The organism is Sphingomonas sp. TF3 (assembly GCF_003985085.1).
Taxonomy (GTDB): domain Bacteria; phylum Pseudomonadota; class Alphaproteobacteria; order Sphingomonadales; family Sphingomonadaceae; genus Sphingomonas.
In genome coordinates, this window is sequence record NZ_RWKS01000027.1 from 1 (window position 1) to 20122 (window position 20122).

Below are 20122 nucleotides of genomic sequence, written 5' to 3' on the forward strand. Positions count from 1 at the left end.
GAATAATAGATCGTGTAGTTGATGCCCGCGCCGACATAGGGCCGGATTTTGGCATCGGGCAGGAAGTGATATTGCAGCGTCAGCGTAGGCGGCAGCACCCAGGTCTTGGCCAGAGTCGGAACGCCGGAGAGGGTGCCCCGGCCCTGTGCCTTGTGTTCGGTCGTCGCGAGGATCAGCTCGGCACCGATGTGCTTGGTCGCCATGTAGGTGAAGTCGATTTCCGGCATCACCGAATCCGACACCCCGACCTTGCTGCCAGGAAACGCCGGAGTCACCGGGCCGCTGCGTTCGTTGGGCGCGACGACGATTGCGCGTACGCGCACCAGGACGTCGCCCTTTTCGGCATAAGCGGGCGACGCGACGATCGCCGTCGAAACAGCTGCGAGCGCCAAAAATCTATATGTGCGCATAGGGTCCTCCGTGTTTAAGTTCTATGGCTGGGTATGGCCATGGCGCGCTCGCGGATTTGATCCGGCGCAAAACAGGGACCTAGGTGGATTCACGGATGGGACGCACAGCACGTGGACGGCAAAGACACAGATATGGCGATCGGCGATACGGTAGACCCCGAAACGCTCGCGCTCTTCGTCGAGGGCGCAACCGACCGCGCCATGTTCGTGCTGGATACCGAGGGACGGATCCGGTCTTGGAATGCGGGAGCAGAGATCTTGTTTGGATATCGGCCCGATGCCGTGATCGGCCAAAGCGGCGAAAAGCTCTATAGTCTGCAAGATCGCGGCGCAGCCAAGCCCGATGCGGACATGGCCAAGGTTCGCGCGCGTGGTCGCCTGCGGGAAAACACCTGGCGGGTGCGTCAGGATGGTTCCGAATTCTTCGCCGACGTCGCGATCACCGCGATCCACAGCGCCAATGGGACGCTGCGCGGCTTCGGGCAGATGATCTATGACATCACGGGCCGCCAGGCAGCCGCCGCCGCACTGGCGCGCAGCGAATTGCACCTACGCTCGATCCTCGCAACCGTCCCCGATGCGATGATCGTTATCGACGAGCGCGGCATCATCCTGTCGTTCAGCAGCGCCGCCGAGCGCCTGTTCGGCTACAGCGAAGCCGAGGTCGTGGGAGCGAATGTCGAAATCCTGATGCCGCCATCGGATGCCGCACGGCATGACCGTTATATCGCCCATTATCGCGAAACCGGGGAGCGCCGCATTATCGGCATCGGTCGCATCGTCGTCGGCCAGCGTCGCGACGGTACCGAATTCCCCATGAAGCTATCGGTCGGCGAGGCCAATAGCGACGAACATCGCATCTTTACCGGCTTCATTCACGACCTGACCGAACAGCAGCACGCGGAATTGCGGTTGAAAGAGCTCCAATCCGAGCTGATTCACGTATCGCGGCTGAGTGCGATGGGTACGATGGCTTCGACCTTGGCGCATGAATTGAACCAGCCGCTGACCGCGATCGCCAATTATCTTGAGGCGGGTCGCGAACTGCTTGACGCCGGTGGTGCCGAGGCAGCCACGCTGCTGCGCGAGGCGATCGAGGAATCCACCAGCGAAGCCTTGCGCGCCGGCAAGATCGTCCGTCGCCTGCGCGATTTCGTGGCGCGTGGCGAGGTCGAGCGGCGGGTGGAGGATCTACCGCGATTGATCGACGAGGCGAGTCGCCTCGCCCTGATCGGCGCGCGTGAACGAGGCGTTCGCGCCTTTTTCGAGCTGGCCCCCGATATTACCACCGTCACGGTCGATCGTGTCCAGATCCAGCAAGTTCTCGTGAACCTGATCCGGAACGCGATCGATGCCGTCGCCGGGCAGGAAGTCCGCGACATCACGATCTCGACCTGCGCGCTCGATAACGCCATGGTCGAAGTCTCGGTCGCCGACACGGGCCCGGGGCTTTCGCCGGACATCGCCGCGCGACTGTTCCAGGCCTTCGCGACCACCAAACCCGCAGGCATGGGGTTGGGCCTGTCGATCTGCCGAACGATCGTGGAAGCGCATCGCGGACACATCCGCGCCGAGCCGCGCCCGACGGGCGGAACCGTCTTTCGTTTCACGCTTCCAGTAGAGGAGTTTGCGGCATGAGCGACCAACGTCTGATCCATGTCGTCGACGACGATGATTCGGTGCGACGTTCGGCTGGGTTCCTGCTGCGAACCTCTGGCTATGCTGTACGCTTGCACACGTCTGGAGTCGCGTTCCTGCGCGAGATCAAGGCAGCGGAACCGGGTTGCGTCTTGCTCGACGTGCGCATGCCGGAGATCGATGGCCTTGCGGTGCAGGAGGAATTGGTCGCACGCGGCATCACCATGCCCGTCATCATCCTCACCGGCCATGCCGATGTCTCGATCGCGGTTCAGGCGATGAAGACGGGTGCTGTCGACTTCATCGAAAAACCCTTCGAAAAGGCCGTGCTACTGTCGGCGATCGACCGCGCCTTCGCGCGGATCGCGCATGCCGATGCAGCCGCACGATCGAGCGAGGCGGCGAAGCTGTGGGTCGCGCGCCTCACCCCGCGCGAACAAGAGGTTTTGGACCGGCTGGCACAGGGGTTGCCCAACAAGACGATCGCCTATGATTTGGGCATTTCGCCGCGCACGGTCGAAGTTCACCGCGCCAACGTAATGACCAAGCTGGAGGTCCATGCGCTGTCGGACGCGCTGCGTATCGCCTTTGCCGCCGGCCTTGGAGAGCAATCCTAGGAAGTCTACGTAAAGACAACTTTGCCCGCGACCGCCATCCGTGCCCCCGATGACATGGGAAAGCGGTCCAATGGACGATGACAACGCGGTCGACACCGGACCGCGTCCGCAATTGTTGCTGGTAGAGGACGATGAAGGCGTGCGGCGTTCGCTGCATCTGCTGCTGCACTGGCGCGGCTTCGATGTGCGCTCTTACGCGAGCGCGCGTGCCCTGCTTGAGGACACCGACGTGTCGACGGCCGAGTGGCTGATTACCGATTACCGGCTGCCCGACGGCGACGGGATCGGGGTGCTCCGGTCGATGCAGCGCCGTGATTGGCATGGCCGATCCATACTGATCACGGCTTATCCCGACCCGACGCTTCGCGCGATAGCCAGTATGAACGGATTTCACGCGGTGCTCGACAAGCCGATCCGCCAGCACGAGTTGATTGCCGCACTGGCGTGAGCTGAAACCTTCATCCGCGCTCGATATGCTCTCGATTAAGCGGCTGCTGCTCCTCTTGCGACCAAATCTTGTGCGCCGACGCATCCAAATGCCGTGCTCAAACGTAGGGTAGGTACGAGTGCGTAACGTGGGTGTCTTCCCGGATCGGAGCAGCCGTCGTAGCGTTGTTCGTTGGCCGGATGCTCCCGCCCGCCTCCGCAAAGGTCCCATGTGTCCAGCACTGCCCACATCGCCGCGATCGGCACCGCCGTTCCGGCGCAGGACATCCATGCGGCGTTCCTTGACTGGGCCCGCGCGCGCTTGCCTGACGCACGGGCCGTCCGGATCTTCGACCGGATGGCCGCGCGCGCCGCGATCGCGCATCGCTGGTCCGTCCTACCCGTTGGAGCGCAAGGCGGATCGCCCGTCGATCCGGACGGTTTTTATGCCGATCCGGTGCTGCCCGGCACTGCCGAACGTATGCGACGCTATGGGCAGGCGGCCCCGGAGCTGAGCATCGCTGCGATCGAGGCATTGGGCGCGCAGGTTTCACTCGATGCCATCACCCATCTGGTCGTGGCGAGTTGTACCGGCTTCGTCGCGCCGGGCATCGACCAGATCATCGCTGCGCGAATCGGCCTTGCGCCGTCGGTCGAGCGCCTGCTGATCGGCTTTATGGGATGTTACGCGGCGGTCGCCGCGCTCCGCAGCGCGCGCCATATCGTGCGATCCGATGCCGATGCGCGGGTGTTGGTGGTCTGTGTCGAATTGTCCACGCTGCATCTGCAGGACAATCCCGCGCTCGAACCCCTGCTCGCCATGCTGCAATTCGGCGACGGTGCCGCAGCGGCGCTCGTCACCGCCGCCCCTCGCGGATTTGCACTCGACCAACCCTTTGCGACCACGCTCCCCGATTCGGCGGCGTTGATCCGCTGGGATATTACCGATCACGGCTTTGCGATGCATTTGTCGGGCGAAGTTCCCGCCCGCATCGCCGCCGGGCTGAGCGACCCTGCCTTCGCCGCCGCCGCGACCGGTGGGCGCGCGCCGCTGGAGATCGATGGATGGGCAGTCCATGCCGGAGGAAGATCGATCCTCGACGCGGTCGAACATAGCCTCAAACTGCCGGACGACGCACTCGACGCCTCGCGCGCGGTGCTGTCGGATTACGGCAATATGTCCTCCGCCACCTTGATGTTCGTGCTGGCGCGGCTGCTCGACGGGCCGCCGGTCCGCAACGGGGTGGCGCTCGCCTTCGGCCCGGGCCTTGCCGCCGAGGGCTTCGGCTTCCGGAGCGCGGCATGAGCCTGCGCGCGCGCGCCATCGCGGAGGAGCTGATGGACGCCGACGATCTCGACCCGGAGGTTTATGCAGCGGTGGTCGGCGACCTCGCCAAGGTCAATGTCGTGACGATGGCAGCGCGGCCGACGCTAGATTTCCTGCGGCGCGGGTCGCTTGGCCTGCGTCGTTTCAAGCTGCTCGATGTCGGCTTTGGCGATGGTGACATGCTGCGCCGGATCGCGCGTTGGGCCGCGCGGCGGGGTATCGCGGCCGAGCTGGTCGGCATCGACCTCAACCCCCGCAGCGCGCTCGCCGCGACCGCGCATTCGCCCGCCGACGTACCGATCCGTTATATCACCGGCGACTATGCCGATCTGGCGGGCGAGAGATGGGATTTCGTCATCTCCAGCCTCGTCGCACACCACATGACGCACGATCAGCTGATCGCGTTTCTGCGCTTCATGGAGCGGGCGAGCGCGAAGGGATGGCTGATCAACGACCTCCATCGCCACGGCTTTGCGCATTTCGGGTTTCCGATTCTGGCGACGCTGGCGCGTTGGCACCCGATCGTGCGCCATGACGGCACCCTGTCGATCGCCCGCTCCTATCGGCCCGCGGAATGGGCACCGATCCTTGCGGAGGCAGGCGTCACCGCGCAGGTCTACCGCGCCTTTCCGTTTCGGCTATGCGTCGAACACCTGCGCTGATCGTCGGCGGCGGCCCGGCAGGTGCGAGCGCCGCGATCGTGCTGGCGCACGCACGCGCCCCGCACCTGCTGGTGGAACGCAGCCGCGAAACCGGCGACGCGATTTGTGGCGGCTTTCTAAGCTGGCGGACGCTCGAATCGCTACAAAAGCTTGGCGTGGAACCTGCCGCGCTGGGCCCGGCGCGGATCACCACCGTGCGTCTGATCGCGGGCGAGCGGCTGGTCGAAACGCCGCTGCGCCGCGCCGCCCACGGGGTGTCGCGCCGCCTGCTCGACAGCGTGTTGCTCCAGCGCGCGATCGATGCAGGTGCCGCTGTCGAGCGCGGCGTAGCGGCCCGGGCGATCGACGGCTTGACGGCGCGGCTCGACGATGGTGCCGACCTGGTCGGCGACGCGCTGTTCCTCGCCAGCGGCAAGCACGACGTTCGAGGCACCTCCCGCCCGGCCGAAGCGCGCGGGCACGACCCGGTCTTGGGTCTGCGCGTTCGCCTCGCGCCGACGCCCGGCCTCGATCGACTGATCGGCGATGCGATCGAACTGCACCTGTTCGATCGCGGCTATGTCGGGATCGTTCGCCAGGAGGACGGCAGCGCCAATGTCTGCCTGGCCGTGCATCGCTCGGCCATGCTGGAAGCGGGATCTCCCGCCGCACTGCTCGACCAGCTCGCGCGCGATCAGCCCCGGTTGGGCGAGCGCCTGGCATATCGCAGCGCCCCCCTGCCGATCGACGCGATCGCCAACGTCCCTTATGGATGGCGCGCTACGCGGGGGGCACAGGGTCTCTTCCGGCTCGGCGATCAGGCCGGAGTCATCCCCTCGCTCGCCGGAGAAGGCATGGGCATCGCGATCGCGAGCGGAATCAGGGCAAGCCATGCCTATCTCGCGGACGGGCCGGGCGGGGCACACCGTTTCCAGAGGCGCTTCGCAAGCGCCACGGCTCGACCGATCCGGTTGGCCGGAGCGGTACGCAACGCAGCCGAATGGCCTGCGCTGGCGGCGGCGCTCCTGCCGCTGCTCGGTCGCTTCCCTGGTATGATCGATACGATTGCCGCGTTCACGCGGATCGGGCATTCACGACTTGACCGCGCACCCGCGCCACAGGATCATTAGCGTCATGGAACACTTCACCCTGTCTGAAACCGAATGGCGCAAAAAGCTGAGCCCGGAGGCCTATCATGTCCTGCGCGAGGCCGGGACAGAGCCTGCCTTTTCCGGGCGGTATAACAACAACAAGGCCGATGGCGTCTATCGCTGCGGCGGTTGCGCGCAGCCGTTGTTCGATTCGGCCGATAAATATGATTCGGGCTCGGGCTGGCCGAGCTTTACCCAGCCGATCTCGCCCGACTATGTCACCGAGCATACCGATCGTACCCACGGCATGACGCGGACCGAAGCGCGCTGCGCCCGCTGTGACGGACATCTCGGCCATGTTTTCCCCGATGGTCCGCCGCCGACAGGCCTGCGCTATTGCATGAACTCGCTTAGCCTGGATTTTCGCGCTCGGGGGAGTGTTGATAGCGACGAGTCGCATGGCTGATTGCGGCGGCGACGGCTTGCCGGAATGACCGGCAAAGCCTAACGCTGCAGCGCTCAATGGCTCGCTCCTCATCCCCCGCCCCTCGCTCGATGCGTGCGCCCTTGTGGCGTCGGCGTCTGGTCCTGCTCGCGCAAATCAGCGGCGGTCTCGCGCTGATCGCCTTCATCGCGTTGATCGTAACCGTCTATGTCTCTGAAGGGCAGCTGCCGAGTTTCGACGAGCTGAAATCGTCCCCCAATGGCCAGATGATCCGCGTCCACGCGGCCGACGGGACGGTGATCGTGTCGATGGGCCCAAGCTATGGCGAGTGGCTACCTTATGACCGCATCCCCACAGTGATGCGCGAGGCGATGGTGTCGGTCGAGGATCGCCGCTTTCGATCGCACCCGGGGGTCGATCCGATCGGGATGGTGCGCTCGGTCCAGGTGCGGCTCGAGCGTGGGCGCTGGATGCAGGGTGGATCGACCATCACGCAACAGCTCGCCCGTAACATTTTCCTCAATTCCAGCAAGAAATTCGGTCGAAAGATCCGCGAGGGCATTCTCGCCCTCGCGCTGGAGCGCAAGTTCAGCAAGGACCAGATCCTCGAACTGTATCTCAACAAGGTCTATTTCGGTGGCGGTGCCTATGGCATCGACGCGGCCTCGCGCAAATTCTTCGGTCACGGTGCCGAACGGCTGAGCCTGACCGAAGCGGCAGTGATCGCGGGGTTGGTCAAGGCACCGTCCAATTACTCGCCAACCGCCGACATCGATGCCGCCCGCGGGCGCGCCGGCGTTGTGCTCAAGCTGATGCAGCAAACCGGGGCGATCACCGCCGCCCAGGCTGCCGACGCGCAAATCGACCAGATCGCCTTCGTGCCCGAGGCGCGCCAGAACAGCGTGCGCTACTTTACCGATTGGGCGTTGCCGCAGCTGGAACTGCTGATCGACGAGACGCAACGTCCGCTGGAAGTGTGGACAACGCTCGACCTCACTATGCAGCGCGCCGCCGATGCCGCAATCCGCGACAATGCCCCCAAGGGCGCGCAAGGTGCGCTGGTGGCGATGGACCGCGATGGTGCCGTCCGCGCAATGGTTGGCGGCACCGATTATGTGACGTCCAACTATAATCGCGCGACACAGGCGGAGCGGCAGCCGGGCTCGGCGTTCAAACTGTTCGTCTATCTCGCAGCGCTCGAGGCCGGGCACAAGCCCGAGGATCAGGTGGTCGACGAACCCGTGACGATCGACGGCTGGAGCCCGCGCAACGATTCACGCCACAATAGCGGCGCAATGTCGCTGCGCACCGCCTTTGCCTATTCGGTCAACACCGTGGCGGCGAAGCTCGGACAGGAAATCGGCTTCAACACAATCGCCGACATGGCGCGGCGCTTCGGCATCACCACCAAGGTCAACACCCACCCGTCGATGGTGCTCGGTTCCTCCGAAGTACGCCTGCTCGACATGACGCGCGCCTTTGCCAGCGTCGGCAACAAGGGGGTGGCGGTGACGCCATATGGCATCACCAAGGTGACCGCAGCGGGAGAAACGATCTACGCCCAATCGGTCGACACCAGCCATGTGCTCGTCGCACCCTATGTGGCCGCCGAAATGACCGATCTGCTGCAGACGACCGTCAACACCGGCACCGGCAAAGCGGCCCAAATCGGTCGCCCGGTGGCGGGCAAGACCGGCACCACCACATCGAACAAGGATGGCTGGTTCCTCGGCTTTTCCAGTGGGCTCACGACGGGCGTATGGATGGGCCGCGACGATGCCAAGCCGATTGCCGGTTTGCACGGCGGCACCGCGCCCGCGCGTGCCTTTGCCGCCTTCATGAAAGTGGCCGTCGCCAACCGCCCGGTCGAGCAGTTCGATACGAAAGTGACGCTACCCGAATTCCAGCTCGAGCCCGACCAGGAATCCTATTTCGGCGAAGCCGATAATGGCCTGTTCGTCGATGCCGACGGCAATCCGGTCGATCCCGGGCAGGCTCCGCCCGCGCAGCCCGGCCAGCGCGTCGATGCCGATGGCAACCCGATCGAAGCGCGGCCGCCGCAGCAATCCGATACGCCACCACCAGTGGAAAAGAAAAAGGGCGATGGCGACAAACTCGACCAGGCCTGGCTCGATCGTGTCCTCGGCCGCGATGGGCCCCGCCCGGCCCCGAGCCCGACGCACGCGCCGGCCGATCGTCAGGATTCGCGCCCGACCCAGTGAATCGCGGCACCGTTCGCGCGCAGCCAGCGACGCGATTCCTCGGGGTCGCGTTCGTCGAGCAACGCGAGCACGCGGTAGAAGTGTGCGCTGTGATTCATGTGCAAGCGGTGCGCCACCTCATGCGCGACGGTCGAGCGGCGCACGAAATCGGGCATCAGGATCAACCGCCAGCTATAGCGGATCGTGCCGCTCGAGGCGCAACTGCCCCAGCGAGTCTTGGGGTCGCCAACCGCAACCTTGGTCACGCTGACCCCGGCACGTGCGGCGAACTCGGCGGTCTCGTCGCTCAACACGCGCAGGGCCTCGCGCTTCAACCACAGACCCACGCGTCGCGACAGGCCATCGCGCGTGCCGCCACAGCGCAGGAGGCTACCGTCCCGCTCAACCCGGCGGGCAGCGGCCTCATCCCACAGGATCATCAAATGACCATCGCCGAAAGGGATACGCGCGCCGGGTTCGAAGGGCCGTGGCTGCGGCAAGCGCGCGCGCTGTGCCGCAATCCACGCCGCTTTCCCTTCCGCCCACGCCAAAGCAGCCTTCAACGGTGCGCGCGAGGGCAGCACCAGCCGTACCCGGCCGGTCGCCGAATCCACCGATAACCGTGCCCGCCGTGCCCGCGCGTTGCGCACGACCTCGAGCGGTGCACTCACAATTCGCGATCGACCAGATGGAATTCCAGCTCACCGGCATCGTCCTCCGACACCGTCCAGCCGCGCACCGATTGCCCGACGCGGTGGACCGCCTCGCGGTCCCCGCAAACCAGATAGTGCCAGTCATATAGTGGCTCATCCGCCGCACGCAGCCGGTACGCGCAAGTCGCAGGCAGCCAGTCGATCGTCCGCACATTGGATCGACTCAAGCGCACGCACTCGCTGACATAGGCATGGCGGTGCTTGTAATTGGAACACAAGGCCGTCTCGCGGTCGAGCAATCGGCACGACACGTTGGTCGGCAATAGCTCGCCGGTTTCTTCATCTTCCAGCTTATGGACACAGCATTTGCCACAGCCATCGCACAAGGCTTCCCACTGGCCGCGATCGAGCGTGTCGATTGGTTCTTCCCAGAAACGGCTAGTCATCAGCGTGGCTCATCGTACCCATCGGTCGAGTTCGGTTGCGACGTCTTGCGGCGTCTTGTCCTGCGGCAACAAAGCGACGGGCTTGCCCGCCGGATCCATAAGATAGGCAAGGCGGGCGTGCGCCACCAGATAGCCACCCTCCGCATTGGGCTTTTCCGCCTCGAAATACGCGCCATACGCCTTGGCAACGGCGGCAATCGCCTGTGTGCTGCCCGTCAAACCGACCATGCGCGGGTGAAAGGCGGATACGAACGCCTTGAGCACGGCCGGTGTATCGCGCTTTGGGTCGACGGTCACGAAGATCGGTACGACCTTCGCCCCTCGCACGGGATCCTTCGCCTCGAACAGCCGCAGCCCGGCACCGACGGTCTGCATGTCGGTCGGGCACACGTCCGGGCAGAAGGTGTAACCGAAATACATGATGCGGTAGCGCCCGGCGAAATCGCGATCGGTACGGGTCCGGCCGTCCTGATCGGTCAAGGTGAACGGGCCGCCCAGAGCCACACCGTCGAGCGGTGCCCGCGCCGGTGTGGCGGGTCCGCTACAGGCGACCGGCAAAACAGCAAGAAACAGCGCGGAAAGCGCGCGGGCGATCTGGTTCATAGCGCGACTAGCCATGATCTGTTAGGTCCTTAGGCGCAAGCTTTGCTCCAAACCGCTCGTGTCTCTCGACCATGCCAGGACGTTTTCGATGACCCTCCGCACCGCCTCCATCGCCCTTGCGTTGCTCGCCACTGCCCCCCTCGCCATCATGGCCGGTCCCGCCGCCGCGCAGCTCGGCCAATCGCCTGGCTATAAATTTCTCCAGGCAATCAAGGATGGCAAGAATGACGAGGTCATCGGCTTTCTCGACAAGCCCGGCGCAACCTTAGTCAACACGCGCGATTCGGACTCAGGCGAGGGCGCGATCCACATCGTCGTGCGGCGCGGCGACATGCCCTATCTGAATTATCTCCTGTCAAAAGGGGCCGACGCCAATCTGAGAGATCGTCGCGGTGAATCGGGCATCCTGCTGGCCGCCCGCCTCGGCCGGCTCGAAATGATTCAGGTGCTCGCAAAGGCTGGCGGCAACATCAACCTCGCGAACGCCAGCGGCGAGACGGCGCTGATCGTCGCGGTGCAGCGGCGCGATACAACGATGGTGCGCGCCTTGCTCGACCTCGGGGCCGATCCGGACCAGGCCGATCGCCTCCAGGGATTTTCAGCGCGCGACTATGCGCATCAGGATTCGCGCGGATCGGCAATCGCGACGATGATCGATGCCACGCCCAAAAAGGAACGCCGCGCCGTTTCCGGACCTAAGCTGTAACCCTTTACCCCAATCCGACGTCAGCCTCAGGGTCGATCAAACCGATCAAGCGTCGTCCGGCCCGCCGTCCAAAGGCAAGTGTCGCGCGTTTGCGGGTTGCGGCAGGCAAGGGGACGCTATGCGCCTCGCGCACGATGGCAGCATCGTAGCGATCGGCAACGATAATACCGGTGCGTTCAGGCAAAAAGGCCGTTCCGTGGAGCGGCGTGACATCGAAGCCGGGCGGGACCGCCCAATAGAAGCGGTCGCAACATCCAAGATAGTCGGTCCATTTGGCATCGCCGAGAAGGTCGGCGCGCGATACCTTCACCTCTACGATCACGATGTGACCGCGCGCGTCAATCGCCATCAAATCGGCGCGGCGGTTCCCGTCCAACGGCACTTCGGCCAACGCGACCAGATCATGGCGCAACAGCATCCGTACCGCGCCGCGCACGACCTGTGCGGCAGATAACGGGAAATCGGACACGCTTGATGCAGGAAGCGTGGGGTCGGGGGACGACGATAGCATCCTCCGACCTTAGAACATTTCACGAACGGGTCAAATATGACCCGCGTTTGTCACCGGAAAAAAACGTGATTCCCGATCGCAGCGACCTGCTCCCGATGCCAACTCGCTGCGGCACCCCGAGCGTGGAAATACATCGCGCCCGACGCGGGGCTGTCCCATGCGTCCGCCAAAGCGACGCGGGCGACGGCGAGGGCGGTGCGATATTGCTTGTTTTGCGCGATGGTCGGAACCCGCCCGCCCCGCACGAACGAAAATTGGCCAGGCTGCTTTACGACCGAGCACACCGTCTTGGGAAAGCGGCCCGACTTCGAACGGTTCAGAATGACTTCGGCGACGGCAAGCTGGCCACTGAGGGGCTCGCCTTTGGCTTCGAAATAGATCGCGCCGGCCATACACTGCAATTCTTCATCGATCGTATCAGGAATGGCCTGTGCGGCGACCGCAGCGGCCAGCGTGCCATAGGCTACGCTGTCGTCGTCCTGCTCGTCATCGGTTTTGGCGGCGGGAAGCGAGGGGGTATTCGTTACCGTCGTCACGACGGCGGGATTCATAACGGGCTGGGGAACGGAAGGCTGAGACTGGGCGTTGATGACACGACCAAGGTCTTGAGCGAAGCCCGGTGTGCCGAGACCGATGAGAGCGGTAACGGCCAAAGAGAGCGCCGCAATGCTTGCGACGCGATTCGAAAACGACATGAACACTACAAAAATGCGGTTGGTGCGCGGACAGGGTCGACACAATTGTCACCCCGCCGGACAGCCCCCCGACTGCGTAACCTGGTCGGATCGCACCCGACACGGCACAACGCACGTGGCTAATACCCCGTCTTCTAGGGGGAGATCGGCTCGGGTCAACCGAGCGTGATCGTTTCTGCGGCGAATCGTTCCGCCGACGCGATGTCCAGTTCGACCACCCACAGATCCGGATCACGGTCGCGGCGCTTACGCCAATAGGCCTCGCGCGCTGCCACATCGCTCGCGTCGGCAGGGCCCGTCTCGACCAAAATCGTCGTGCCAAGCGGGCCGAAGGCCCGCTCCATCACTTTGGATATCCCGTTATTTTCATTTAATATTAGTAAGATAGATCCGGAATCCGCATCCCCCTTTGCGCGCACCATCCCCATCCCGCCGGAATCGTTCACCCGTTTCAACAAGGCCGATACCAGGATATGCGAGGGGAGCGCCCCGCTCATTCCGCGCGGTAGCCGGGTAAACCTGCCAATGCGATCCGCGAACGCATGAAGGTTCCCGTGCCGCGCGCGGCTTCCTCTCCATCGGAGTCGATGAGACGCGCCTCGGCGACGAACACCCGACGTTGTCCCGAAACCCACCGCCCTTCGGCGATTACCGGCCCCTCGCGCAATGGCTTGGTCAGCAGCAGGTTGAAAGCCGTGGTCAACAAGAAGCGATCCGTAACCAGGCTGTTCGCCGCATAAAAGGCCGCGTCGTCGAGCATCTTGAAATAGCTCGTCCCGTGCGCGGCCCCGCCGGCATGAAAATACCGCTCATCGATCGTAAAATGGATCCGGGCGATGCCCGGCTCGGGGATGACCAAGGTCGATTCAAACAACCGGTTGATCGGAGCAGCCGCGTATAGCGCCTCCAATGCCCGAAAATGCGCCGCCTGCCCGGATGGTCCGGGATTGCGCTCAGGCTGCGTCACGGACCTGCTCAGCGGTTAGCAAAGCCACCAGCGCATCGCGCGATCCCGCACCGCGGAGTTTTTCGACCAGCAACTGATCGCGCAGCGCCCGCGACACGCGCGCCAGAGCCTTAAGATGCGTGGCTCCGGCGTCGGGTGGCGACACCAGCATGAACACGACGTCGACCGGAAGATCATCGACCGCATCGAAGTCGAGGGGATGCGCCAACCGCGCGAACACGCCACGCACCTGCGTCAGGCCCGGCACCTTGCCATGCGGAATTGCCACACCACCGCCAAAAGCCGTCGATCCCAACTTCTCGCGTGACGCCACCGCCTCCTGCACAATCCCGGCGTCCAACCCGTAGATGTTTGCGGCCGCCGCTGCGAGCTGCTGGAACAACGCCTTGCGCGTTCCCGCGCTTACGCGCTCAAGCACCGCGTCGGGTGCCAGAATATCGTGCAGGTCGGTCATTACGATCCTCATGCCCGCGTAGCGGCGGGTTCTTGTGGCAGGGCCATAGCGCCGATCCTGCAGCCGCGAAAGCGCGAGCATACCGTTAGGACATGCCCGCGCAGAAACCGCGATCAGGCTTGGCGTTGCGGCTCGACCCAACCGATCGTGCCGTCACCGCGGCGATAGACCATATTATAGGTGCCGGATCCGCTGTTGCGAAACAGCAACGCGGTGGTGTTACGCAAATCGAGCATCATCACCGCATCCGAAACCGATGCATCGGGTACGTCCACCCGTGTTTCGGCGACGATCAAAGGATGGTCCTCGACCTCTTCCTCGCCGGTGCTTTCCTGGAAGAGGGTGTAGCCGGCATTGTCCGCGGCGATGCCTGCATCGACCGCGACAGCCGTCACAGACCCGCCATTGCGGTCCTTCAGACGACGCATATAGCGGCGCAACTGCTTTTCGATCTTGCTGGCCGCCCCTTCGAAAGCGGCATGAGCCTCCGACGCGTCGCCGCGTCCCTTCAAGATGAGGCCTTGCATGACGTGGGCGACAATGTCGCAGGTGAAACGATTATCGTGCGGTCCCTTGCCGAAGGTGACCTGCGCAGAAATGGCGCGCGCGAAATATTTGGTGGCGATGGCTTGGAGCCGGTCGTCGACATGGGTCTTGAGCGCCGCGCCCGTTTCGACCTGATGGCCGGAAACCCGAATATCCATGAACCTTCTCCTTCAATAGGCTGGCGTCGCTGTGACGATCGTCAGCTGGCAGTTGACACCGTCCGGGTGCCACGGCCCCCCAATCACATCGCGTGGTCGCTCCCCCACAAAGGGTTGACCACGGTCTTCAAAAAGGCCGCGTGGCGCACGCGCTCCTCTTCGCTGACACCGAACACGCGCGGCGGCCGGACGACCGCCGCAGCGACCGCCTGAGTCGGCGCTGCTTCGACCAAGACTTCGCTAACCAGGCCAAGACCGATCTGCCGACCACCGGTCAGCTCGACATAGACCTGGGCCAGCAGTTGCGCGTCAAGCAAGGCCCCGTGCAACGTGCGATGGCTGCGATCGATCCCGTAGCGGCTACACAAGGCATCAAGGCTGTGCTTGGCACCGGGGTGGCGCATCCGCGCCATCGCAACGGTGTCGACCATCCGCTCCATCGCAACGGCGGTACGCCCGCAGCGCTTCAGTTCGCCGTTGAGAAAGCCGAAATCGAAGCTGGCATTGTGCGCGACGAGCGGGCTGTCCCCGATGAAGTCGAGCAAATCGTCGACCAGATGCGGAAACAGCGGTTTGTCGGCAAGGAAAGCGTCACTCAGCCCATGGACGCGTTGCGCCTCGGGCGGCATTGCCCGCTCCGGGTGAAAATACGCATGGAACGTGCGGCCCGTTTCGACGCGATTGACCATCTCCAGGCAACCGATCTCCACCATGCGATCGCCATCGGCAAAACTGAAGCCGGTGGTCTCGGTATCGAAGACGATCTCGCGCATAGGGGTATTATAGTGGGACGTCGCGGGCCGCTAAGCAAGCGATGATGGCATGGACTGCACGCCGCGTATCTTCATGCGATCCGCCGGTCGGCACGACAAAATCGGCCCGTGCCACCTTCTCGGCATCGGGCATTTGCCGGGCATGAATGGAATCGAGCTTTTCCACGGACATACCGGGCCGAGCCAGCACGCGCGCACGCTGAATGGACTCCGGTGCCGACACCACCACCACGGTATCCACCCGCGTTTCGCCGCCGGTTTCGAACAATAAAGGGATGTCGAAGACCACCATCGGCGCATCGGCATGGCGAACGAGAAACGCGGCGCGCTCTTCCCCCACCGCTGGATGAACGATCGCTTCGAGTCGCGCGAACGCGGCGGGATCGTTCAGCACCATCGCCCCAAGACGCGTTCGATCGACGCCGTCGGGGCCGGTAGATCCGGGAAAGGCTGCTTCGATCGCGTCGACCAGCCGCCCGCCTTTGGCCTGCAGGTGATGCACCGCAGCGTCAGCATCGAATACCGGGATACCCGCCTCGGCAAACATCGCTGCCACGGTCGATTTGCCCATCCCGATCGACCCGGTCAGGCCGATAGCAATCATGACGTCAAAAGCGCCCGTAACCGGTCATCACTGGCTTCGTCGCGCGGTGGCGTCGCGCCGAAAAACAATTCGAACGCCAACCCCGCTTGGCCGATTAGCATGTCCAGCCCATCGACCGTCCCCAAATCGCGCGCCCGCGCTGCCGCCAGTAGCGGCGTTTCGAGCGGGGCATATACGACATCATAGACGACCGCCTCTTCGGGCAAAGGATCCAGATCCAGATCGAGCGGGGGCTGGCCGACCATGCCGAGCGCGCTTGCGTTGACCAGCAGCGCCGCCGGCGGCAGCGTCGCGTCGAGCGGCAAGGCTTTCCCTTTCAACCCGAAGGACGACAGCAATGCCGCCGCCTTCAGCACGTTGCGATTGAGGATCGTAACCGGGCCGACGCCCAGGCGCGAAAGCGCGAACAACACCGCCCGCGCCGCGCCGCCGGCCCCGATCACCACCACCGGCGCGCCTGCAAGATCAAGCTCCGCGATCGGTGCATAAAAGCCAGCCGCATCGGTATTGGTGCAGGCGAGCGTACCGCCCTCTGTGCGAAACACGGTGTTGACGGCACCGATGGAAGCCCGCACCCCACCCGGATCGGCGACATGATCGAACACGGCTTGCTTATGGGGAATCGTGACGTTGCATCCCCGCCAGTTCGGATCCGTCGCGCGCTCGGCAAAATAACGCCCGAGCCCCTCCGCCGTCACGTGGCGAGCCGCGTATCGCGCTTCCAATCCCAGCGCTTCGATCCAGAAACCGTGGATCAGCGGCGATTTGGAATGGCCGATCGGATCCCCGATCACCTCAGCAAACATCATGACGTCATCACCCCGCGCACTCGCAGATAATCAAGAACCGGCAACAGCGGTAGGCCGAGCACGGTAAACTGGCTTCCCTCGATCCGGCTGAACAATTGCGCGCCCGGCCCTTCGATCCGGTAACACCCGACGCACCACGATATCTCGGGCCATTCCAGGTCGAGATAGGACTCGATGAATGCGTCAGACAGGGGGCGGACGTGCATCCGCGCCCGATCGACGACACGCCACACCGGACGCCCGCCCTCGGCCATGACGGCCGCACTGACCAGTTCATGGCGCTTGCCCGACAATCGCCGCAGATGCTCGGCCGCTTCGGTACGGTCGCGCGGCTTGTCGAGCATCGAGCCGTCCTCGAGCGCAACCACCGAATCGCAGCCCAGCACCAGCGCCTGACCATCCCCCGATGATACCTTGATCGCTTTCAGCTCAGCCAGCGCATCGGCCATGTCGCGCGCGCCAAAACCATCGGCGATCAGCGCGGCTTTGGCCGATTCCTCGTCGACGCCTGCGGACACCGGCTCGAACGGTACGCCCGCCGCGGTCAACATCGCGCGGCGGGAGGCGCTTTGCGATGCCAGCACGACTCTCATATATCCCCCCGGACATCACCGCGCCGCTCACCCACCAAAGCGATGATCGCTGCTGCCGTTTCCTCGATCGAACGTCGCGTTACGTCGATCACCGGCCAGCCATTGTCAGCAAACATCCGCCGCGCAAATGCGACTTCGCGCGTGACGGCCTCCTGGTCGACATATGCGGTCTCGACCTTCTGGTTGAGCGACAGCAGACGATTGCGCCGCACCTGGATCAACCGATCCGCGCTTGTCGTGAGCCCGACCACGATCGGATTTTTCAACGTATACAGACTTTCCGGCGGCGGACTTTCCAGCACGATCGGAATGTTGGCGGTCTTGAAACCGCGATTGGCGAGATAGATCGACGTCGGCGTTTTGGAAGAACGCGACACACCGGCCAGCACGATGTCGGCTTCTTCCCAATCTTCCGCCAGAATTCCGTCATCATGTGCGATGGTGAATTGAATCGCATCGACCCGCGCGAAATACGCGGCATCGAGCACGTGCTGGCGCCCCGGACGCGCCTTGGCCGCCTGTCCGAGCAACCCGGAAAGAGCCCCCGTCACGCCGTCGAGCGGCGCTACGGCTGGCAGGCCGAGCGCACGACAGCGCGTTTCCAGCGTGCGCCGCGTCTCGCTGTTCACCAGCGTGAACAGCACCAGCCCCGGATTCTGCGAGATTTCCTGAAGGATCCGCTCCAGATGCGCCTCGGTGCGGACCATCGGCCAGAAATGACGGATCGTTTCGACATCGTCATATTGCGCAAGCGCGGCTTTGGCGATGTTCTCAAGCGTTTCGCCCGTCGAGTCCGACAGCAAATGGAGATGCAAGCGCATCAAAAAGGCCGGCTGGGCGATGCTGTGGACAACATGGGGAGAAGCGCTAGCGCAACTTCGCGATCCCGCAAAGCGTCATGCCGACGGTGGATAAACCGCAGCTTGTCCACAATCGTGCGCACAGCCAATGATTCCGTCAACAGGCTGTGGATAACGGGGACAGAAACGCCGACTCACGTCAGAGTCGGCATTGGCCAAACGCCAGCCTGTTGGCTTTTCGGGGATGACGGCATAAGCCCCGCTATCGACGCGCCTACAACCACTTCATCCTTTCAAGATTCTAGAATCTTATAGAAGAGGGTCCGACCATTCCGACGCTGAAGAAGCCTTTGCTCGCGACGCTCCTGGGCGATCGTCAGCCCACTCCCCCGGTCTGGCTGATGCGACAAGCTGGCCGATATCTCCCTGAATATCGGGCGCTTCGTGCGGAAAAAGGCGGTTTCCTCGCCTTGGTGAACGACAGCGCCGCAGCGGCGGAAGTGACGATCCAGCCGATCCGCAGGTTCGGCTTTGACGGCGCGATTTTGTTTTCGGACATTTTGATGGTGCCGTCTGCCTTGGGCCAGGACTTGAGCTTTGGCGTTGGCGAAGGCCCGGCACTAAAACCCGCGCTGGTCGATCATGCCCTGCAAAGCCTTCAGGCGGCCCCTGAGCGGCTCGAACCTGTCTATGAGACCGTGCGCCAGGTCGCGGCCTCACTGCCGTCCCAGACCACTTTCCTGGGCTTTGCGGGAAGCCCGTGGACCGTCGCCACCTATATGGTTGCTGGCCATGGCAGCCGGGACCAGGGGGAAACGCGGCGCTTCGCTTATGCCGATCCTGCCGCGTTCCAGGAGATCATCTCCGCGATCGTCACGGTGACGGTGGACTACCTCTCGAAACAGATCGAGTCGGGCGTTGAGGCGGTGCAGCTATTCGACAGTTGGGCCGGCAGCCTCAGCCCCGCACAGTTCGAACGCTGGGTCATCGGCCCCAATGCCGCTATTGTCGGGGCACTGCACGAACGCCATCCAGGCGTACCCGTTATCGGTTTCCCAAAGGGTGCCGGCGCAAAGCTTACCGCTTATGTTCGGGAAACCGGGGTCGACGCGGTCGGGCTCGACGAAACGATCGATCCGGCATGGGCCGCTGCCGCGTTACCCAAGGATTTGCCCGTTCAGGGAAACCTCGATCCGCTGGTACTGATTGCCGGTGGCGAGGCGATGGAACAGGCCGCCGGGCGCATCCTTGCGGCCTTTGCCGAGCGCCCCCATGTCTTCAACCTCGGGCACGGTATCCTGCAGGATACTCCGATCGCCCATGTCGAGCAGTTGCTCGCTTTTGTTCGGAGCGTTGGATGATTGGAATGCTCGGCAACGCCTATCTCTGGGTCAAGGCGGCACATGTCATCTTCGTGGTGTTCTGGATGGCGGGCATGTTCATGCTACCGCGCTATCTCGTCTATCATCAGGAAGCACTGACCAGTGGCGGCAGTAGCTCGCCAGAAGCACTTTTGTGGGTTGAGCGCGAGCGCAAGATCCGCAACATCATCTTAACCCCGTCGATGATCATGGTGTGGATCCTGGGGCTGGCGCTGGCGGCCAATGTGGGTCTGTTTTCCGGGCAACACGGGCTTGGCTGGCTGCACTTGAAGCTGGCGTTGGTTCTGGTCCTCAGCGGTTATCATGGCTGGGCGGTGGGCTATGCGCGCAAGCTCGCGGCAGGCAAGCCGACGCTGACGGGGCGGCAATTGCGCCTAATCAACGAGGTGCCCGCAGTGCTGGTGACCTTCATCGTTATCCTGGTCATTGTCCAGCCCTTCTGAGATACCCCTTTCGAGATGCCCCTTTCGAGATGCCATGTCGCGCCTTGACGCGCGCAGTGCGGCCCCGTATCTCAAGGTCGTGTCGTGAGGCGGCGGGTCCACCCGTTCGGTCGCGGCCTCCTTCCTCAAGCATCGTCGCGTACCCTTCGCCGACCGAAGCTCTTTCCCCAGCATCCTTTATGC

Annotated in this window: 26 protein-coding genes; 11 read left to right on the forward strand and 15 right to left on the reverse strand. The window is 63.7% G+C overall.

Annotation, left to right across the window (positions count from 1 at the left end; genetic code table 11):
* A partial coding sequence (locus EJC47_RS17970) for an OmpW/AlkL family protein (protein ID WP_148110559.1) occupies nt 1-410 on the reverse strand: 410 nt, incomplete at its 3' end.
* Between the two features lie 132 nt (nt 411-542).
* Between EJC47_RS17970 and EJC47_RS17975 the strand changes: the two genes are divergently transcribed.
* The 8 genes from EJC47_RS17975 to EJC47_RS18010 all read left to right on the forward strand — a co-directional run bounded on the left by EJC47_RS17975 (nt 543) and on the right by EJC47_RS18010 (nt 8817).
* Complete coding sequence (locus EJC47_RS17975) at nt 543-2048, forward strand: PAS domain-containing sensor histidine kinase (protein WP_126849174.1); 1506 nt, start codon at nt 543-545, stop codon at nt 2046-2048.
* The gene (locus EJC47_RS17980; protein ID WP_033967485.1) at nt 2045-2665 is read left to right on the forward strand and encodes a response regulator transcription factor; all 621 of its coding nucleotides are present in this window, start codon (nt 2045-2047) and stop codon (nt 2663-2665) included. Before EJC47_RS17975 ends, EJC47_RS17980 begins: the two co-directional genes overlap by 4 nt.
* 70 nt (nt 2666-2735) lie before the next feature.
* On the forward strand, nt 2736-3113 hold the full coding sequence (locus EJC47_RS17985; protein ID WP_033967486.1) for a response regulator: 378 nt from the start codon (nt 2736-2738) through the stop codon (nt 3111-3113).
* Nucleotides 3114-3323: 210 nt separating this feature from the next.
* Nucleotides 3324-4397, forward strand: coding sequence for a type III polyketide synthase (locus EJC47_RS17990; RefSeq protein ID WP_126849175.1), 1074 nt, complete (start codon nt 3324-3326; stop codon nt 4395-4397).
* Nucleotides 4394-5080 carry a methyltransferase domain-containing protein gene (locus EJC47_RS17995; RefSeq protein ID WP_126849176.1) on the forward strand — a complete coding sequence of 229 codons (687 nt, stop codon included), beginning with the start codon at nt 4394-4396 and terminating at the stop codon, nt 5078-5080. Before EJC47_RS17990 ends, EJC47_RS17995 begins: the two co-directional genes overlap by 4 nt.
* Entirely contained in the window at nt 5059-6189 is a 1131-nt protein-coding gene (locus tag EJC47_RS18000) for an NAD(P)/FAD-dependent oxidoreductase (protein ID WP_126849177.1), read from the forward strand. Before EJC47_RS17995 ends, EJC47_RS18000 begins: the two co-directional genes overlap by 22 nt.
* A gap of 4 nt (nt 6190-6193) precedes the next feature.
* The gene (gene msrB / locus EJC47_RS18005; protein WP_033967488.1) at nt 6194-6616 is read left to right on the forward strand and encodes a peptide-methionine (R)-S-oxide reductase MsrB; all 423 of its coding nucleotides are present in this window, start codon (nt 6194-6196) and stop codon (nt 6614-6616) included.
* Between the two features lie 56 nt (nt 6617-6672).
* The gene (locus EJC47_RS18010; protein ID WP_260591655.1) at nt 6673-8817 is read left to right on the forward strand and encodes a transglycosylase domain-containing protein; all 2145 of its coding nucleotides are present in this window, start codon (nt 6673-6675) and stop codon (nt 8815-8817) included.
* On the opposite strand, the gene EJC47_RS18015 is transcribed toward EJC47_RS18010, so the two are convergent.
* The 3 genes from EJC47_RS18015 to EJC47_RS18025 are packed head-to-tail and all read right to left on the reverse strand — an operon-like array spanning nt 8793 to nt 10513.
* Nucleotides 8793-9467: a M48 family metallopeptidase gene (locus tag EJC47_RS18015; protein ID WP_033967489.1), complete on the reverse strand. Its 675-nt coding sequence runs from the start codon at nt 9465-9467 to the stop codon at nt 8793-8795. The genes EJC47_RS18010 and EJC47_RS18015 overlap by 25 nt on opposite strands.
* Nucleotides 9464-9895, reverse strand: a complete 432-nt coding sequence (locus tag EJC47_RS18020; protein WP_033967490.1) for a YcgN family cysteine cluster protein — start codon at nt 9893-9895, stop codon at nt 9464-9466. The genes EJC47_RS18015 and EJC47_RS18020 overlap by 4 nt, the downstream gene beginning before the upstream one ends.
* A gap of 9 nt (nt 9896-9904) precedes the next feature.
* Nucleotides 9905-10513 (reverse strand): SCO family protein, encoded by a 609-nt coding sequence (locus EJC47_RS18025; RefSeq protein ID WP_126849178.1) that lies wholly within the window; start codon nt 10511-10513, stop codon nt 9905-9907.
* Between the two features lie 73 nt (nt 10514-10586).
* Here EJC47_RS18025 and EJC47_RS18030 point away from each other — a divergent pair, with 73 nt between their 5' ends.
* The gene (locus EJC47_RS18030; protein WP_033967492.1) at nt 10587-11204 is read left to right on the forward strand and encodes an ankyrin repeat domain-containing protein; all 618 of its coding nucleotides are present in this window, start codon (nt 10587-10589) and stop codon (nt 11202-11204) included.
* 4 nt (nt 11205-11208) lie between these two features.
* Here EJC47_RS18030 and EJC47_RS18035 read toward each other — a convergent pair whose 3' ends face one another.
* The 11 genes from EJC47_RS18035 to EJC47_RS18085 form a co-directional block, all read right to left on the reverse strand.
* On the reverse strand, nt 11209-11715 hold the full coding sequence (locus EJC47_RS18035) for an MmcB family DNA repair protein (protein ID WP_126849179.1): 507 nt from the start codon (nt 11713-11715) through the stop codon (nt 11209-11211).
* A 50-nt stretch (nt 11716-11765) separates the two neighbouring features.
* Complete coding sequence (locus tag EJC47_RS18040) at nt 11766-12251, reverse strand: cell wall hydrolase (protein WP_231565385.1); 486 nt, start codon at nt 12249-12251, stop codon at nt 11766-11768.
* Nucleotides 12252-12565: 314 nt separating this feature from the next.
* The gene (locus tag EJC47_RS18045; RefSeq protein ID WP_126849180.1) at nt 12566-12907 is read right to left on the reverse strand and encodes a DUF1491 family protein; all 342 of its coding nucleotides are present in this window, start codon (nt 12905-12907) and stop codon (nt 12566-12568) included.
* Nucleotides 12904-13377, reverse strand: coding sequence for a PaaI family thioesterase (locus EJC47_RS18050; RefSeq protein WP_033967495.1), 474 nt, complete (start codon nt 13375-13377; stop codon nt 12904-12906). Before EJC47_RS18050 ends, EJC47_RS18045 begins: the two co-directional genes overlap by 4 nt.
* Nucleotides 13364-13831: a PTS sugar transporter subunit IIA gene (locus EJC47_RS18055; RefSeq protein WP_126849181.1), complete on the reverse strand. Its 468-nt coding sequence runs from the start codon at nt 13829-13831 to the stop codon at nt 13364-13366. Before EJC47_RS18055 ends, EJC47_RS18050 begins: the two co-directional genes overlap by 14 nt.
* A gap of 113 nt (nt 13832-13944) precedes the next feature.
* Nucleotides 13945-14535, reverse strand: coding sequence for a ribosome hibernation-promoting factor, HPF/YfiA family (gene hpf / locus EJC47_RS18060; protein WP_126849182.1), 591 nt, complete (start codon nt 14533-14535; stop codon nt 13945-13947).
* Between the two features lie 83 nt (nt 14536-14618).
* Nucleotides 14619-15308, reverse strand: a complete 690-nt coding sequence (dnaQ, locus tag EJC47_RS18065; RefSeq protein ID WP_126849183.1) for a DNA polymerase III subunit epsilon — start codon at nt 15306-15308, stop codon at nt 14619-14621.
* 7 nt (nt 15309-15315) lie between these two features.
* Nucleotides 15316-15912 carry a dephospho-CoA kinase gene (coaE, locus tag EJC47_RS18070; RefSeq protein WP_033967498.1) on the reverse strand — a complete coding sequence of 199 codons (597 nt, stop codon included), beginning with the start codon at nt 15910-15912 and terminating at the stop codon, nt 15316-15318.
* Nucleotides 15909-16721: a shikimate dehydrogenase family protein gene (locus EJC47_RS18075; protein ID WP_126849184.1), complete on the reverse strand. Its 813-nt coding sequence runs from the start codon at nt 16719-16721 to the stop codon at nt 15909-15911. The genes coaE and EJC47_RS18075 overlap by 4 nt, the downstream gene beginning before the upstream one ends.
* The gene (locus EJC47_RS18080) at nt 16718-17314 is read right to left on the reverse strand and encodes a Maf family protein (RefSeq protein WP_126849185.1); all 597 of its coding nucleotides are present in this window, start codon (nt 17312-17314) and stop codon (nt 16718-16720) included. The genes EJC47_RS18075 and EJC47_RS18080 overlap by 4 nt, the downstream gene beginning before the upstream one ends.
* The gene (locus EJC47_RS18085) at nt 17311-18138 is read right to left on the reverse strand and encodes a pyruvate, water dikinase regulatory protein (RefSeq protein ID WP_033967499.1); all 828 of its coding nucleotides are present in this window, start codon (nt 18136-18138) and stop codon (nt 17311-17313) included. The genes EJC47_RS18080 and EJC47_RS18085 overlap by 4 nt, the downstream gene beginning before the upstream one ends.
* Before the next feature lie 314 nt (nt 18139-18452).
* Here EJC47_RS18085 and hemE point away from each other — a divergent pair, with 314 nt between their 5' ends.
* Both hemE and EJC47_RS18095 read left to right on the forward strand, forming a co-directional pair.
* Nucleotides 18453-19475: a uroporphyrinogen decarboxylase gene (gene hemE / locus EJC47_RS18090; RefSeq protein ID WP_126849186.1), complete on the forward strand. Its 1023-nt coding sequence runs from the start codon at nt 18453-18455 to the stop codon at nt 19473-19475.
* Entirely contained in the window at nt 19472-19939 is a 468-nt protein-coding gene (locus EJC47_RS18095) for a CopD family protein (RefSeq protein WP_171010587.1), read from the forward strand. The genes hemE and EJC47_RS18095 overlap by 4 nt, the downstream gene beginning before the upstream one ends.
* Nucleotides 19940-20122 lie beyond the last annotated feature (183 nt).

What these genes read in the sequence shown, in the direction of transcription:
- EJC47_RS18020 (WP_033967490.1), bottom strand. Translation starts at nt 9,895, where the DNA reads ATGACTAGCCGTTTCTGGGAAGAACCAATCGACACGCTCGATCGCGGC.
- EJC47_RS18045 (WP_126849180.1), bottom strand. Translation starts at nt 12,907, where the DNA reads ATGAGCGGGGCGCTCCCCTCGCATATCCTGGTATCGGCCTTGTTGAAA.
- msrB (WP_033967488.1), top strand. Translation starts at nt 6,194, where the DNA reads ATGGAACACTTCACCCTGTCTGAAACCGAATGGCGCAAAAAGCTGAGC.
- EJC47_RS18030 (WP_033967492.1), top strand. Translation starts at nt 10,587, where the DNA reads ATGACCCTCCGCACCGCCTCCATCGCCCTTGCGTTGCTCGCCACTGCC.
- EJC47_RS18010 (WP_260591655.1), top strand. Translation starts at nt 6,673, where the DNA reads ATGGCTCGCTCCTCATCCCCCGCCCCTCGCTCGATGCGTGCGCCCTTG.
- EJC47_RS18075 (WP_126849184.1), bottom strand. Translation starts at nt 16,721, where the DNA reads ATGATGTTTGCTGAGGTGATCGGGGATCCGATCGGCCATTCCAAATCG.
- EJC47_RS18055 (WP_126849181.1), bottom strand. Translation starts at nt 13,831, where the DNA reads ATGACCGACCTGCACGATATTCTGGCACCCGACGCGGTGCTTGAGCGC.
- EJC47_RS17975 (WP_126849174.1), top strand. Translation starts at nt 543, where the DNA reads ATGGCGATCGGCGATACGGTAGACCCCGAAACGCTCGCGCTCTTCGTC.
- EJC47_RS18080 (WP_126849185.1), bottom strand. Translation starts at nt 17,314, where the DNA reads ATGAGAGTCGTGCTGGCATCGCAAAGCGCCTCCCGCCGCGCGATGTTG.
- EJC47_RS17985 (WP_033967486.1), top strand. Translation starts at nt 2,736, where the DNA reads ATGGACGATGACAACGCGGTCGACACCGGACCGCGTCCGCAATTGTTG.
- EJC47_RS18025 (WP_126849178.1), bottom strand. Translation starts at nt 10,513, where the DNA reads ATGGCTAGTCGCGCTATGAACCAGATCGCCCGCGCGCTTTCCGCGCTG.
- EJC47_RS17980 (WP_033967485.1), top strand. Translation starts at nt 2,045, where the DNA reads ATGAGCGACCAACGTCTGATCCATGTCGTCGACGACGATGATTCGGTG.
- hpf (WP_126849182.1), bottom strand. Translation starts at nt 14,535, where the DNA reads ATGGATATTCGGGTTTCCGGCCATCAGGTCGAAACGGGCGCGGCGCTC.
- coaE (WP_033967498.1), bottom strand. Translation starts at nt 15,912, where the DNA reads ATGATTGCTATCGGCCTGACCGGGTCGATCGGGATGGGCAAATCGACC.
- EJC47_RS18000 (WP_126849177.1), top strand. Translation starts at nt 5,059, where the DNA reads ATGCGTCGAACACCTGCGCTGATCGTCGGCGGCGGCCCGGCAGGTGCG.
- EJC47_RS17995 (WP_126849176.1), top strand. Translation starts at nt 4,394, where the DNA reads ATGAGCCTGCGCGCGCGCGCCATCGCGGAGGAGCTGATGGACGCCGAC.
- dnaQ (WP_126849183.1), bottom strand. Translation starts at nt 15,308, where the DNA reads ATGCGCGAGATCGTCTTCGATACCGAGACCACCGGCTTCAGTTTTGCC.
- EJC47_RS18095 (WP_171010587.1), top strand. Translation starts at nt 19,472, where the DNA reads ATGATTGGAATGCTCGGCAACGCCTATCTCTGGGTCAAGGCGGCACAT.
- EJC47_RS18035 (WP_126849179.1), bottom strand. Translation starts at nt 11,715, where the DNA reads ATGCTATCGTCGTCCCCCGACCCCACGCTTCCTGCATCAAGCGTGTCC.